This window comes from Chitinophagales bacterium (genome assembly GCA_013816805.1).
In the GTDB taxonomy this organism is placed as follows: Bacteria; Bacteroidota; Bacteroidia; order Chitinophagales; family UBA10324; genus MGR-bin340.
On sequence record JACDDS010000003.1, the window covers coordinates 94,874 to 108,255 of the forward strand.

General features: G+C 39.0%; 14 protein-coding genes. 4 read left to right on the forward strand and 10 right to left on the reverse strand.

Going from position 1 to position 13,382, the window contains the following annotated elements:
- Positions 1 to 49: 49 nt before the first annotated feature.
- The 3 genes from mnmH to metG form a co-directional block, all read right to left on the reverse strand.
- Positions 50 to 1,138, reverse strand: coding sequence for a tRNA 2-selenouridine(34) synthase MnmH (mnmH, locus tag H0W62_03250; GenBank protein ID MBA3647560.1), 1,089 nt, complete (start codon positions 1,136 to 1,138; stop codon positions 50 to 52).
- A 19-nt stretch (positions 1,139 to 1,157) separates the two neighbouring features.
- Positions 1,158 to 1,820, reverse strand: coding sequence for a 3'-5' exonuclease (locus H0W62_03255; protein MBA3647561.1), 663 nt, complete (start codon positions 1,818 to 1,820; stop codon positions 1,158 to 1,160).
- A gap of 134 nt (positions 1,821 to 1,954) precedes the next feature.
- The gene (gene metG, locus H0W62_03260) at positions 1,955 to 4,036 is read right to left on the reverse strand and encodes a methionine--tRNA ligase (protein ID MBA3647562.1); all 2,082 of its coding nucleotides are present in this window, start codon (positions 4,034 to 4,036) and stop codon (positions 1,955 to 1,957) included.
- A gap of 167 nt (positions 4,037 to 4,203) precedes the next feature.
- Between metG and H0W62_03265 the strand changes: the two genes are divergently transcribed.
- Entirely contained in the window at positions 4,204 to 5,106 is a 903-nt protein-coding gene (locus tag H0W62_03265; protein ID MBA3647563.1) for an LD-carboxypeptidase, read from the forward strand.
- Between the two features lie 27 nt (positions 5,107 to 5,133).
- Here H0W62_03265 and H0W62_03270 read toward each other — a convergent pair whose 3' ends face one another.
- Entirely contained in the window at positions 5,134 to 5,700 is a 567-nt protein-coding gene (locus H0W62_03270; protein MBA3647564.1) for a DUF4287 domain-containing protein, read from the reverse strand.
- A gap of 202 nt (positions 5,701 to 5,902) precedes the next feature.
- Between H0W62_03270 and H0W62_03275 the strand changes: the two genes are divergently transcribed.
- Entirely contained in the window at positions 5,903 to 6,169 is a 267-nt protein-coding gene (locus H0W62_03275) for a hypothetical protein (GenBank protein MBA3647565.1), read from the forward strand.
- 137 nt (positions 6,170 to 6,306) lie between these two features.
- Positions 6,307 to 7,008 (forward strand): DUF3298 and DUF4163 domain-containing protein, encoded by a 702-nt coding sequence (locus H0W62_03280; GenBank protein ID MBA3647566.1) that lies wholly within the window; start codon positions 6,307 to 6,309, stop codon positions 7,006 to 7,008.
- Between the two features lie 150 nt (positions 7,009 to 7,158).
- On the opposite strand, the gene H0W62_03285 is transcribed toward H0W62_03280, so the two are convergent.
- Positions 7,159 to 9,174, reverse strand: a complete 2,016-nt coding sequence (locus H0W62_03285; protein MBA3647567.1) for a tungsten formylmethanofuran dehydrogenase — start codon at positions 9,172 to 9,174, stop codon at positions 7,159 to 7,161.
- A gap of 149 nt (positions 9,175 to 9,323) precedes the next feature.
- On the opposite strand from H0W62_03285, the gene H0W62_03290 reads away from it, so the two are divergent.
- The gene (locus H0W62_03290) at positions 9,324 to 9,929 is read left to right on the forward strand and encodes a pseudouridine synthase (protein MBA3647568.1); all 606 of its coding nucleotides are present in this window, start codon (positions 9,324 to 9,326) and stop codon (positions 9,927 to 9,929) included.
- Positions 9,930 to 10,006: 77 nt separating this feature from the next.
- Here H0W62_03290 and H0W62_03295 read toward each other — a convergent pair whose 3' ends face one another.
- From H0W62_03295 to H0W62_03315, 5 genes are all read right to left on the reverse strand, one after another.
- Entirely contained in the window at positions 10,007 to 10,618 is a 612-nt protein-coding gene (locus tag H0W62_03295) for a fumarylacetoacetate hydrolase family protein (protein MBA3647569.1), read from the reverse strand.
- A 26-nt stretch (positions 10,619 to 10,644) separates the two neighbouring features.
- On the reverse strand, positions 10,645 to 10,971 hold the full coding sequence (locus H0W62_03300; GenBank protein ID MBA3647570.1) for a DUF4406 domain-containing protein: 327 nt from the start codon (positions 10,969 to 10,971) through the stop codon (positions 10,645 to 10,647).
- A gap of 82 nt (positions 10,972 to 11,053) precedes the next feature.
- Positions 11,054 to 11,638 (reverse strand): aminoacyl-tRNA hydrolase, encoded by a 585-nt coding sequence (locus tag H0W62_03305; protein MBA3647571.1) that lies wholly within the window; start codon positions 11,636 to 11,638, stop codon positions 11,054 to 11,056.
- Positions 11,639 to 11,679: 41 nt separating this feature from the next.
- Positions 11,680 to 12,366 (reverse strand): 50S ribosomal protein L25, encoded by a 687-nt coding sequence (locus H0W62_03310; GenBank protein MBA3647572.1) that lies wholly within the window; start codon positions 12,364 to 12,366, stop codon positions 11,680 to 11,682.
- A 16-nt stretch (positions 12,367 to 12,382) separates the two neighbouring features.
- Positions 12,383 to 13,318, reverse strand: a complete 936-nt coding sequence (locus tag H0W62_03315; GenBank protein ID MBA3647573.1) for a ribose-phosphate pyrophosphokinase — start codon at positions 13,316 to 13,318, stop codon at positions 12,383 to 12,385.
- Positions 13,319 to 13,382: the final 64 nt, after the last annotated feature.

Genomic DNA, 13,382 nt, shown 5'->3' on the forward strand with positions numbered 1-13,382 from the left:
TAGAATCGGGTTCGTTTTAATTTTTAAAAAGCAGCATCCATATTAAAATCTAAATCTGGTGTAAAAATTTTAACTTCATATAATTCAATATGAGGTCTGCATTTTCAGCAGCATTTGTCGATTTGGAGAAAATTCTAAAAACTTTTCCGGGATCTCTTTGTGAAGTCGCTTTATCGTACATTTTATCGTAATAGCTTAGCAAAACAAAAAATGCATTTTCCAGCTTTCCCTCTTCAAAAAACTGAAGTACAGATTTCGTATTTAAGCCACCTAATTTTTTTTGAATGCGAATCGTTGACGCTTTCAGCAATTGAACATCGAACTGACCGTAAACTTCAACTATATTTTTTAGTCGCTCTTCAAATGGAACATCTAAATATATAACATCAGCATTTCTCATTTGTGTCCACAAAGGATTGGGAATATTTATAAATCCTATTCGTTGACTTTCATCCTCAATCCATATAGGCTTTAAAGGATTGAGTTTTTGCAATTGGAAGCATAATTGATTTTCAAACTGCTCCTGTGTAGGTGATGCAGGTTCTCCAAGATCTCCAAAGGCGGAGCCTTTGTGGTTGGCCATCGCTTCAAGGTCAAGAGTTTGTTGTCCTGCTCTTTTCAATACTTGCAGAACCTTTGTTTTTGCAGAACCGGTTTTTCCACCTACTACCAAAAACGACTTTGGAACGGAATAGGAGTTCAACACATAATTGCGGAACGATTTGTAACCATTATTAAGGGTGCAAACTTTGTAGCCGAAGAGATCCAGCATCCAGCTTACTACACCGCTTCGCATACCTCCGCGCCAGCAATACGCATATAAATTTTTTCCAGTTGTAAGCTCTGTGAGGTCAGCGATGATTTGCTGCATGTTTTTGCCGAAATAATTTAGGCCTTCCAGCATAGCTTTTTCGCGGCTCATGTTTTTGTAGATGGTACCCACCCGTTTTCTTTCCTCATCAGAAAATAATGGAATATTGACTGCACCCGGAATATGGCCATGAGCATATTCTGATGGAGAACGAACATCAGTAATCAGGTGATTTTCTGATTGAATTAAAAAATTTTCAATGGTGAGTTTATTAACCAGGCGATAATATTGAACGGCTATTGATATTATTTTATATCTGTAAAGCAACCATCTTTATAATATGTTATTAATGTTGAAGATGATAATGCTCTGCAACCTGCGAAGACATATTTTTAATCCGGGTAGGAAAATATTCTTCTGCAGAAATAAATCCTGTATAAATATTAAGCTTTGTCTCAATCTCTTCTATAATGCTTACCTGATTTTCCCTGAATGCCGTAGCGGCGATGATAGCACAGGCCCGTGCATCAGATGCGGCACTGTGGTGGTTAAGCTCGATGCCTAAAATTTTAGAAAGTGATTTTAATCCGTAACGCTGATAATCCTTCCATACCTTTTTTGCAACATTGATGCTACATGTGAAATGAATAGGGTTAAAGGGAATATTGTAGTGAAGCAATAAATTCCTGAGTACCGATAAATCGAATCCTGCATTATGTGCTATGATCAGCCTTCCGCAAAAACAATCAGAAATCTTTTCCCAGATATCTTTGAAATCAGGTGCTTCCTTCACATGATCCGCTCCAATTCCATGCAACCGGGTATTAAAGGGACTAAAACGCAAATCGGGTGGACGAATCAAAAAAGACTGTGTTTCGGTTACAATATAGTTGCTTACCAAAGCTATACCTATTTCACATGCACTTATTGAAAGTTCATTAGCAGTTTCAAAATCAATAGCGACAAAGTCCAACGTTGTAATTTTATAAAGAGTAGTAAATTCTTCCACTGCGGAGGGAGTACTTTAATTTACGACTACCCCTGAAAGAAAAATAACTTGCTTTAGTTAGTTTAATGGCTAAGTTCGAAAAAATTAATTAAGATTAACGGTATTCTGCTGAAACCATGTTTTAATTTCCCCTGTTAGCCGATTTTACTTCCATCCGTAATCTTAAAGGAGGGCATTACAAAACACAGTTGTCCAGTTTTATCTTCGGCCATTAAAATCATTCCATTCGATTCAATCCCCCGTATTCTCCGGGGTGCAAGGTTTGTTAACACACATACTTGCTGTCCCACTATTTCTTCCGGCTTATAAAACTCCGCAATGCCAGACACTATAGTTCGAATTTCTTCGCCTAAATTAATTTTAAGCTGCAGCAGCTTATCGGCTTTTGCAACCTTTTCTGCCTTTTCAATAGTTCCTACCTTTAACTCTAAATTTGAAAAATCGTCATAAGAAATCTCTTTTTTTACAGGTATGGTTTCTCCCTTGAGACTTTTTACTTCACTATCCGTTTTTACATTGGATTTATTATGAAGTTTTAATATCTGCTTTGATATATCCTCATCTTCAATTTTTTTAAAGAGAAGTTTGCCATCTCCTAACTTGGTCACTGTATTTATTGGAGACTTTTCAAGTTCATCCAGTCTCAGGGGATTCAAATTAAGAATAGAAAATATTTTTTTAGATGTAAATGGCAGGAAGGGCTGAGAAAGCGTGGCTAAATAGGTAGTTAACTGAAGTGCCAGATTAAGAATTGTAGACACCCTTCGGTTGTTAGACTGCTCTTCATCATTTTCGGTAAATAATTTCCACGGCTCATTTTCTGCCAGATATTTATTGCCTAAACGGGCTAAGTTCATCAACTCTCCAAGCGCTTCACGGAACTGATAATTCTCTATATGTGATCCTATTTTTTCGGGGAAGGATTTTAATTGAATTAAAAATTTGTTATCTGCTTCAGTAAGTTCATATTGTTTTGGTACTTCGGTAGGGAAATATTTGACTGATAGAAACCATATGCGGTTCACAAAATTGCCGAGGATAGCGACCAGCTCGCTATTAATTCTTGTTTGGTAATCTTTCCACGAAAAATCGCTGTCTGACGTTTCTGGTAAAATTGAGGTAAGCACATAACGCAATTCATCCTGCTTGTCCGGAAAATCTTCAAGATATTCGTGGAGCCACACTGCCCAGTTACGGGATGTTGAAAGTTTCTGACCCTCCAGGTTTAAAAATTCATTTGCAGGCACGTTTTCAGGAATGATATAAGTCCCTTCTGCATGAAGGATGGCGGGAAAAATGATACAATGAAAAACGATATTGTCTTTGCCTATAAAATGAATAAGCTTTGTATCTGTATTTTTCCAATATGGTACCCAGTCTTTTCCCGACTTCTCCGACCATTCTTTTGCAGCGGAGATGTAACCAATAGGTGCATCGAACCAGACGTATAAAACTTTCCCTTCTGTGTTTGGCAAAGGCACCTTTACACCCCATTCAAGATCGCGAGTCATAGCCCTGGGCTGCAAACCACCATCGAGCCAGGATTTGCATTGACCGTATACATTTGTTTTCCAATCCTCCTTATGATTTTCCAATATAAAATTGCGCAACCATGGCTCATAATTTTGGAGCGGCAAATACCAATGCGTTGTTTCCTTCATAATAGGCGGCTTACCGCTGAGCACGGAAACGGGATCTTTTAAATCCTTTAGTGATAAGCTGGTACCGCACCGCTCACATTGATCACCATACGCTTTTTCATAACCGCAATTCGGACAAGTTCCCTGGATATAGCGATCTGCTAAAAACATCTTTTCTTCTTCATCATAATATTGAAGAGAGGTTTCTTCAGTAAAAACATCTTTATTAAAAAGATTTAAAAAAAATTCCTGCGCAGTCTTGTGATGTATTGAGTTGGATGTACGTGAATAAATGTCGAATGAAATATCGAATTTTTCAAAGCTTTCCTTCATCAGGCTGTGATATTTATCAACAAACTCCTGGGGAGATATTCCTTCTTTCCTTGCCCCGAGCGTAATTGGGACGCCGTGTTCATCACTTCCACAAATAAAAAGTACATCATCACCTTTCAGCCTTCTGTATCTCACGTAAATATCTGCAGGTAAATATGCCCCTGCCAGATGCCCCAAATGAATGCCCCCGTTAGCATAAGGTAGCGCTGCCGTTACTGTATATCGTTTTGGTATTGAGTTCATAACACGCGAAAATTATAATAATTAATGAGTTGGTGAAGATGCTTAATTTTGATTGAATGACAGAACAGATCTGTCTGTGTAGTCTAACGGTAAGAATGAGGTGTTAAATTGAAATAATACAATCATATCTTGATATTAATGTGTTTGTGAAATTTTTTTGATATAATATGGAATATCCGCCATCTCTCCGGGCTCATGACAAAGTAGCGATTGTTGCAACAGCAAGAAAAATTTCCACAGAAGAGATTCAGCCTGCGATTGAGATGATGGAAGGTTGGGGCTTAGAAGTGATTGTGGGAAAATCGGTGAATGCTGAATATTTTCAATTTGCGGGAGATGATGAATTACGAATAAATGATTTTCAGGAAATGCTGGATGATGAAACTATAAAAGCGATCCTTTTTGCCCGTGGTGGATACGGGACTGTGAGACTTATTGATGAAATTGATTGGAGGAATTTTTTAAAACACCCGAAATGGCTCTGCGGATTTAGTGATATTACAGTCATTCATTCTCATCTTTCAGCCCTGTATAATTTTGCTTCTATTCATTCATTAATGGCATTAAACTTTGAAACCGCGTCAGAAGGATCGATTGAATCACTTAAAGAAGTATTATTTGGAGAGAAAATTCATTACACCATTGAGGGAAATGATTTAAATCGCCGCGGAGAAGCAAATGGCATATTGTGCGGTGGGAACCTCTCTGTTCTTTATTCATTAAATGGCACAGCTTCGGATATTTCCACTGAAGGAAAAATCCTTTTTATTGAAGATATTGACGAGCATCTTTATCACGTAGACAGGATGATGGTAAACTTAAAACGTTCCGGCAAACTGGAACATCTTTCAGCCTTAATAGCGGGTACTTTTACAGGGATGAAAAATAAAGACGAAAATAACCGTTTTGGAAAATCGGCATATGAGATTATTGCTGAGCATACAGAAGAATTCGATTATCCGGTTTGCTTCGGATTTCCTGCAGGTCATGAGGCTGATAACCGGACCTTAGTAATGGGTGCCGGGTGGGAATTAAAAATAAGCGAGAGCGTGAAGTTGATACAAGTTTGATTTCAGATATATAGATCTTTCATGCAATCATTTACTTTTTTCATAGCTTGCTTTTAGAACCCTGATGATATGATCGGTAACTTCACTTTCATCATATAACACTATTTTATGCGTGATCTTCTCACTTCCTAAATTTTTAACAGGCATAAACTCTTTGCTTCTAGCGGTCTTTACTGCTGCGTGCGGAACGCCTATTACCAGGCCATTTTTTGTCGTTTTTAAAATGGCAAACTGATACTGATGAAATAATGATAAATAGGTTTTATTTGTGGTTACAGTATATGGACCCCACTTTTTTACTTCTGTAATAATTTTATCAAAAACTGCTTTTTGAAAATCCTTTTCACCTTCAAAATGTTTCCTTAACTCATCATTGTCAGAATATTCAGAAGAACCATTACATATTAATGCAGATATCTGTTTCGCCTGCTCACTACCTAATGCATGTTTTATTTTCAACCATTCTATTTGACCTTTACGATCTTTAAGACCAGATTTTTTTAAAATATCTGTCCATTGCTGGAAATTTTTTCCGGTTTTTTTTTCAAGTGTGTTCAGAATATTCTGCGATCTTTTAATCGGTGTTTTTGCCATAATAATTGATGCAAATAGAAGAAAGGATAAGTTAGTTGTAAAAATTGGAAGTAAAAAGAGAATTATTTTATGGAATCACCATTTAAGATTCAAGTATCCGTAGGTTTATTACTGTTACCAAAACCCAAAATTCAAGACTGGCTCGGAAGTTCATGAACAGCAAATTGTAATATAAATATTTATATAATAATAAAATTAGGGAATGAGATATATTTTAATAATATCATTTAATTTTCTTTTCTTCTATACGTACTCACAGGCACAGGAAGGAGTATATAAAAAATACCGCTGTACCGTTAAAAAACTTCCTGTAATAATGGATTTAGTTCTGATTGATTCAACTGTGTCTGGGTTTTATAATGATGGTAAAAGTGACCAGCTTATTATGTTGGAGGGGACCCTGCATGCCGGTCAGCTAATTTTAAAAGAAGTTTCTAAATCAGGACCAGCGGGAATTCTCTTCCTTTGACGGGGTATGGCAAGATTCGTCAGGCAAAAATTCTTATACTTTCAAATTTGCTTCCTTCCTGCCCGCCGGTTCAGTTCCTTTGAACTTGGTAAAGAGATTTCTATTATGAATGGAAAAAAAATACTAAGCAGCAGTTATTGGGTTGTAAAGCAACTTATATCTCCTGCTATGTTTCCGACGGACTGGATAAAATAGTGCAGAAAAATATAAATGCAGTGCTTATCGATGTGGATATAAGTGGGAATGAAGCCAACAATTTGCTTACAAATCTTGCCCTGGATGCCATGAGTGATGAATTCGATAATTATACTGACGACTATACGGAATCTTTCACTGATTCTATTTCGCCGGAGCAACAAAAATTTATGGATGAAAGTCCTCAAATGTATAACTGGAGTACATTAACTCAGACTCAAGTACTTTTTAATGAAAATTATATTCTTTCCCTGAGGAAATTGAATTATGAATATACCGGAGGTGCGCACGGCAACTCATCATTCGTAAATCTGGTATTTAATCTTCATACAGGGTATCCGCTAAAGCTGGACGATATATTGAAACCTTCTGAAATTAATCAAATAAGTCAACTTGAGAATGGCCAGCTTCGTAAAGATTATAATATTCAGGCAGGTCATGCGCTGACTGATGCTGGGTTTTTGATTGATAAAGTAGAAAGCAACAATAATTTTTTTATCACTAAAAGCGGACTCGGGTTCACCTACAATCCATATGAAATAGCGCCTTATGTTTTTGGATCTGTTAATGTGATTATCCCCTGGAACCAACTACAACCACTTATAAACCCTAATGGGCCATTAGCATGGGCGATTAAAAAATAACCTCATTTGCAAGCTTTAAATTTATAAAAAAGAAGCTTTTGCATTTACGGTAGATGCAAACATGAAATGGAGGATTAGCAGCAATGAAGCTAATTCCAGGATTATTTTAAACCATTAAAAAAAGATGTACGAGACCGTATGCAGCATAACTTACATTTCAAGCATTACGCCGATCTCTTCTGCCACCGAGTCCACCCCGGGCAGCATCGCTTTTTCAAGTCCCATATTGAGCGCCAAAGCGGGCAATGGCAATGAGCCGATGGCTTTAACAGGAGAATCCAGATATCGAAAACATTCGTACGAAATTTTGCCTGCTAATGCTTGTGCAAATGAATTTTGAATTTGTTCTTCAGTCAGCACAATGCACTTTCCGTGTCTTTTCACTGATTCATAAATCAATTTTTCATCTAAAGGATTTAGTGTGCGCAGGTCAACTATTTCTACTGAGCCAGGGAATTTTTTCGATGCATTTTTTGCCCAATAAACACCCATACCATAGGTGATGATGCAGAGGGAATTTCCATTTTCAATTTCTTCCGGCAAAGCATTTTGTACTATATTTCCTTTGCCTAAAGGAACTATATAATCTTCATCAGGCTCAATGGTTTTAGCATCTTCAGTACCGGGATTTTTACTCCAGTACAGTCCTTTATGTTCAAACATGATCACCGGGTTGGGGTCAAGGAATGCTGCCTTTAGCAAACCTTTTAAATCGGCAGCATTGGAGGGATACACCACTTTTATTCCGCGAACGGCCAGGATGCTTGATTCATGGCAGCCAGAGTGGTAAGGCCCGCCGCCGCCATAAGCGCCAATTGGAATCCGGATCAGGGATTGAACCGGAAATTTACCCATGGTAAGGTAACAGGACTTCGACAGCTCCGTTACCAATTGATTTATAGCAGGCCATTGGTAATCTGCAAACTGAATTTCGACAATGGGTTTCACGCCCACAGCACTTAGCCCCGCAGTTGAGCCAACAATGTATGCCTCCTGTATGGCAGTATTGAATACGCGGTCGTCCCCATATTTATCAGCTAATGTTGCAGCCTCACGAAATACACCACCTAACCTTCTTCCTACATCCTGGCCGAAAAAAATAGACTCTGGAAATTTTTTAAGGATCTCATCTACCGCGTGCAACGCAGCATCCACCATCACCACTTTTAGACCGCTTGCCGGAATCCGGATTCCTTTTTCCTCTGTACACGGTGTCGGTGCAAATTCATGTTCCATAACCGTGGAAGGATCAGGTTCTTTCGCATTTACAGCACGTTCAAAATCTCTTGCAATTTTTTCCTTTGCTCTTATTTCGATCTCACTAAGAATTTCTTCAGGAATATCCTGTTGCAAAATGTACTCGCGCAGCTTTGGAAGCGGATCGTCAAGCTCATGTTTTTTAATATCATCCGGAGTCCGGTACATCTCTTTCCGCACTCCTGAAGTGTGGTGGTTCAGCAGACAAACTTTAGCGTGAATCAGTATTGGCTTCCGTTCTTCGCGAACCATCTGAAGTGCTTGCTGAACACATTCATAAGAGGCTACAAAGTCACCTCCATCTACCCGGGTTCGTTGCATGCCTTTAAAGCCTGCCGCATATTCATACGCGTCCATAGTACGCATCTCTTCTGCAGAAACAGAAATGCTCCAGCAGTTGTCCTGCACCAGATAGATAATGGGCAGTTGCTTTAAAACAGCAAATTGAAAGGCCTCCGCTACTTCTCCTTCAGTAACTGATCCATCGCCCATAGAGCATATTATAACCGGACGATCTGAGCATTGTAAAAGCCCTTTTTTTTCAAGGTATTGAATCCCCTGGGCCGCTCCCGTAGAAGGGATGGCTTGCATGCCTGTTGCGCTGGAGTGGTGGATGATGGTTGGTTTTATACCATCGGTTTTAAAAGAAGGGTGTGAATAATATTCTCTGCCACCTGAAAAGGGGTCATCACGTTTGGCAATCAGCTGAAGCATCAGTTCATACGGTTCGAATCCCAATGCAAGCAAAACACTTTCATCCCGGTAATAACCGGTAAAATAGTCGTGAGGTTTCAACTGTAGTCCTAATGCTAATTGGATGGCTTCATGACCGCGAGAAGTGGAATGGACGTATTTGCAAATCTGACGATTCTCATCGTAGGTGTGCGCCATGTATTTTACATAATTCATCAGGGTATAAGCACGTAATAATAACTGTTGATCCACTTCGCCACTTTTTAGTAGTGCGCAAAAATAACAACGTACCCGATAAGCACAAGAAACTACCGGTAGTTAGTTAATTATTGCCTGAAGAGGATTTCAGGTTAATTTTGACTGCAATGAATTTGTACTATAAAATCTATAAGCCTTATGGTATGCTGTCGCAGTTTACGCCGGAGGCTGGTCATGAAAGCCTGGCTTCTCTGCTTTCATTTCAAAGAGATGTTTATCCTGTTGGACGGCTCGATTATGATACAGAGGGCTTGTTGTTGCTTACAAATGATAAAAGAGTGAATAATGCATTACTGAATCCTGAGCATAAACATTCTAAAATTTATTGGGTGCAGGTGGAAGGAGAACCTGGCGACAACGCATTGGCACTTTTAGGCAAGGGTCTTACAATAAATATTAAAGGAGTATTGCATCAAACACAACCTGCCACGGTGAATAGCATAAAAGCTCCTTCATTTATAATGGAAAGAATACCGCCGGTAAATTATAAAAAACATCCGGTTACTTCGTGGATAGAATTAAAGATTACTGAAGGAAAAAATCACCAGGTACGAAAGATGACTGCAAAGGCTGGCCATCCCACATTAAGATTAATAAGGTATGCAATAGAAGAAATTAATATTGAAAAGATGGAAACTGGTGATGTAATTAAAATAGAAAGGGATGAATTCTATCAGAAATTAAATCTGCAGAACTTAAGGCGGCGTTTTTAATTTCAGCAAATAATGTAACTGCGTTTTGGACGCCATACTTAAGCAAATGGTAAAAAACAGGGCATACTCAACGTCCCCTACTTCACATCGAATTCCAGGAGACTTTCATCCTCTATAAAACATTCTATGTGGTCGTGAGTTGCTACTGCACCCACGCCTTCCGGTGTACCTGTAAAGATAAGATCCCCTTTTAGCAGTGTAAAAAATTGTGAAGCGTAGCTGATAATTTTTTCATAAGAAAACAGCATGTCTTTCGTATTTCCATTTTGGGCGAGCTGTTTGTTTTTATACATGCAAAAATTTAAATCATTCAAGGTTTCGAATTGAGAAGACGGAAGAAAATCCCCCACACATGCAGATCCGTCAAATGCTTTGGCAATTTCCCATGGCCATCCTTTTGATTTTAATTCACCCTGAAGATCCCTTGCGGTAAAATCTATCCCAACGGTAACGGCATCCACGTATTTGCCAGCAAATTTTTCCTGAATATTCTTCCCGTTTTTTGATATCCGTAATACAATTTCAGTCTCATAATGCACTTCATGTGAAAACGCAGGGAGAAAAAAAGGCAGTTTTTTGCGTTTTAATGCAGTATCTGGTTTCATGAAAATAACAGGCTTATCAGGAAGTGCGTTTTGCAGCTCTTTTGCATGCTCAGCATAGTTACGCGCAACACAAATGATCTTCATAAAATAAAGTTAGCCATCTGGTGTACTCAGGGAGCCGGAACTTCTTCCAAAGATTTATAAACCGGTTTCCCAAGTGACAGGATCAGATCACGTTCCCGGTTTGCTCCTGGTGATTCTTTTAACAGCAATAGCGAATCACAACTTTCCACAACTGCCATAGAAATATCCATAATCAATTTATATTCGTCATCAACTTCAGATTTTTCTAAAACAGGCAAAGCAGCGTTCACACCTATAAGCGGAATATGCCCCATTTCATAAAGTGCGACTGCCGCTTCATTCATCGCATCAAGATTTTCCTGGCGTTCTTTTCCTGTGGGAGCTGAGTATGGACCAGCAATTGCAATTTTCATAGCGTTTATAGTTAAAAATTAATTGTTAAATCATTTAAATCAATTTGCCAGGAATACGGTAGATATCACCTGAAACATCTGATCAATCCTCTCCGGGTTTACTCCCGGCTTTGTTATATATATTCATTGTCCTCTCTAATCCAATGGTCACTATGCTTTTTGTGGCCTCGGCTGCCGTTTTTATTTTTTGAGGCAGCACTGTTTTCTCTTCAATAGTCCATTTTCCTAAAACATAATCAATTTTTCGGCCTCTTGGAAAGTTTCCTTCAATACCAAATCGAAGACGCGGATATTCGGTGGTGCCAAGAGCCTCCTGAATTGAAGTCAGCCCATTGTGGTTCCCATCGCTTCCCTTGCTCCGAATGCGCAAATTTCCGAATGGAATTGCAATATCATCTACAATTATCAGGATATTTTGTTTAGATATTTCTAATCTGTCCATCCAGTATTTAACTGCTTTCCCGCTTAAATTCATAAATGTGGCAGGTTTGATCAGATGCATCTGCCGTCCTTTTATTTTAACTAATGTATACATAGCAAAACGTTCTGAAACAAAAGAAGCACCGGCTTCTTCCGCCAATGCCTCCACAATTTTAAAGCCTATGTTATGCCTGGTTTCAACATATTCCTCACCAACATTTCCAAGCCCTGCAATCAGATACTTCACAATCGAAAGGAAAGGTGAATAATTAAGATGATTGAAGACTATTATTTTTTCTTTGCTTCTTTTTTAGCGCCACCTTTTTCGGCAGCCGGAGCAGGTGCGGCACCCGCAGCGGGGGCAGCAAGAGTTCCGGCAGCAGGTGTTGCCGCGGCAACAGGAGCAGCAGCTACAGGAGTTTCTTCCTTAACCTGACGTGGAACAAATACAGACACAATCGGAATATGCGGCGCATTTAAAAATTCAACACCATCCATCTTCATTTCGCTTATTCTGATCGACTTTCCGAGCTCCAGATGATCAATCTTTACCGTAATGTGTTCCATAAGATCTTTAGGGTAGAGACGCACCTTTAATTTCTTTACCCGCTGATTTATTTTGCCACCCTCTTTTGTACCAACGGGCGTTCCTTCTAATGTAATGGGCAGCTGAACGGTCAGCTTTTTATGCTCATTTAATTCAAGAAAGTCAATATGCTGAATCTCATCTGTTAGCGGATCAAACTGAATTTCCTGCATTACGGCGGTAGATTCTTTGCCATCCAGTTTAATAGTGGCAGTATAGAATTCGGGGGTGTAAACCAGATCTTTAAAAGCAGTTGCAGGTGCACAGAAGCTGACATTTTTTTCACCCCCGGAGATGCTGCAGAGTATCTGTCCGCTTTTTCTTAAACTCTTAATTTCAGCCTTCCCGGAAGTATTTCGTATTTGTCCTTCAATCGTGATTGTCTTCATTCTAAAAAAATTTAAATCAATTATTAATAAACAATGAGGTAATGGATTTGTGCTGGTACATATTCTGTATGGCAGTCGCAAATAATTCAGCCACGCTTAGTACTTTAATTTTTGAGGAGGGATGCTTTAGTGGAACGGTATTACAAACTACTACTTCACTCAATGAAGAATTTTCTATAGTTTCATAAGCGTTTCCTGATAACACCGGATGTGTAATTAAAGCGCGAACGCTTAATGCGCCTTTGGCAAGCAGAAGATCCGATGCATTTGATAAAGTATTTCCAGTGTCAATAATATCATCCACAATTATAACATTTCTACCGGTTACATCACCTATAACTGTCATTGCTGAAACCTCATTAGGGCGCTTCCGGTATTTATCGCAGATAACCATTTCTTTATTGAAATACAGCGCATATGCCCGCGCACGGTTTACCCCGCCCACATCCGGTGCTGCAAAGGTTACATCATGTAAATCCAATGACTTAAGAAAGGGAATAAATGTGGTTGAGCTTTCAAGGTGATCTACGGGAATATCAAAAAAACCTTGTATCTGCGGTGCATGCAAATCCATTGTCATCATACGATTGGCACCTGCTGCTGTAATCAGATTGGCTATAAGTTTAGAGGCAATGGGAACCCTCGGTTTATCCTTTCGGTCTTGCCTGCCGTAACCGAAGTAAGGAATAACTGCAGTTATATATTCAGCTGAAGCACGGCGCGCTGAATCAATCAGGAGCAGCAGTTCAAACAAATTATCGGCAGGGGCAATAGTAGACTGAATCAGAAAGACATAATCACCGCGTATAGATTCCAATATTACAGGACATATTTCGCCATCACTGAAATGACGCACTTCTATCTTACCTAATTCGGTGCCATAGGCTTCCGCAATCTCTGTGGCAAGATATTGTGAATTTGTACCTGAAAAAATACGAACCTGGGATTCCATTTAGATTTAGGGAGCGCAAATATAGTGGAAATAATAGTTTACGGTAATAATATACGTTCAATTA

Excerpts from the sequence above, each read along its gene's own strand:
- H0W62_03270 (MBA3647564.1), bottom strand. The coding sequence starts at position 5,700 with ATGGCAAAAACACCGATTAAAAGATCGCAGAATATTCTGAACACACTT.
- H0W62_03285 (MBA3647567.1), bottom strand. The coding sequence starts at position 9,174 with ATGAATTATGTAAAATACATGGCGCACACCTACGATGAGAATCGTCAG.
- H0W62_03295 (MBA3647569.1), bottom strand. The coding sequence starts at position 10,618 with ATGAAGATCATTTGTGTTGCGCGTAACTATGCTGAGCATGCAAAAGAG.
- H0W62_03275 (MBA3647565.1), top strand. The coding sequence starts at position 5,903 with ATGAGATATATTTTAATAATATCATTTAATTTTCTTTTCTTCTATACG.
- H0W62_03290 (MBA3647568.1), top strand. The coding sequence starts at position 9,324 with ATGAATTTGTACTATAAAATCTATAAGCCTTATGGTATGCTGTCGCAG.
- H0W62_03310 (MBA3647572.1), bottom strand. The coding sequence starts at position 12,366 with ATGAAGACAATCACGATTGAAGGACAAATACGAAATACTTCCGGGAAG.
- metG (MBA3647562.1), bottom strand. The coding sequence starts at position 4,036 with ATGAACTCAATACCAAAACGATATACAGTAACGGCAGCGCTACCTTAT.
- H0W62_03315 (MBA3647573.1), bottom strand. The coding sequence starts at position 13,318 with ATGGAATCCCAGGTTCGTATTTTTTCAGGTACAAATTCACAATATCTT.
- H0W62_03300 (MBA3647570.1), bottom strand. The coding sequence starts at position 10,971 with ATGAAAATTGCAATTGCTGGTCCATACTCAGCTCCCACAGGAAAAGAA.
- H0W62_03265 (MBA3647563.1), top strand. The coding sequence starts at position 4,204 with ATGGAATATCCGCCATCTCTCCGGGCTCATGACAAAGTAGCGATTGTT.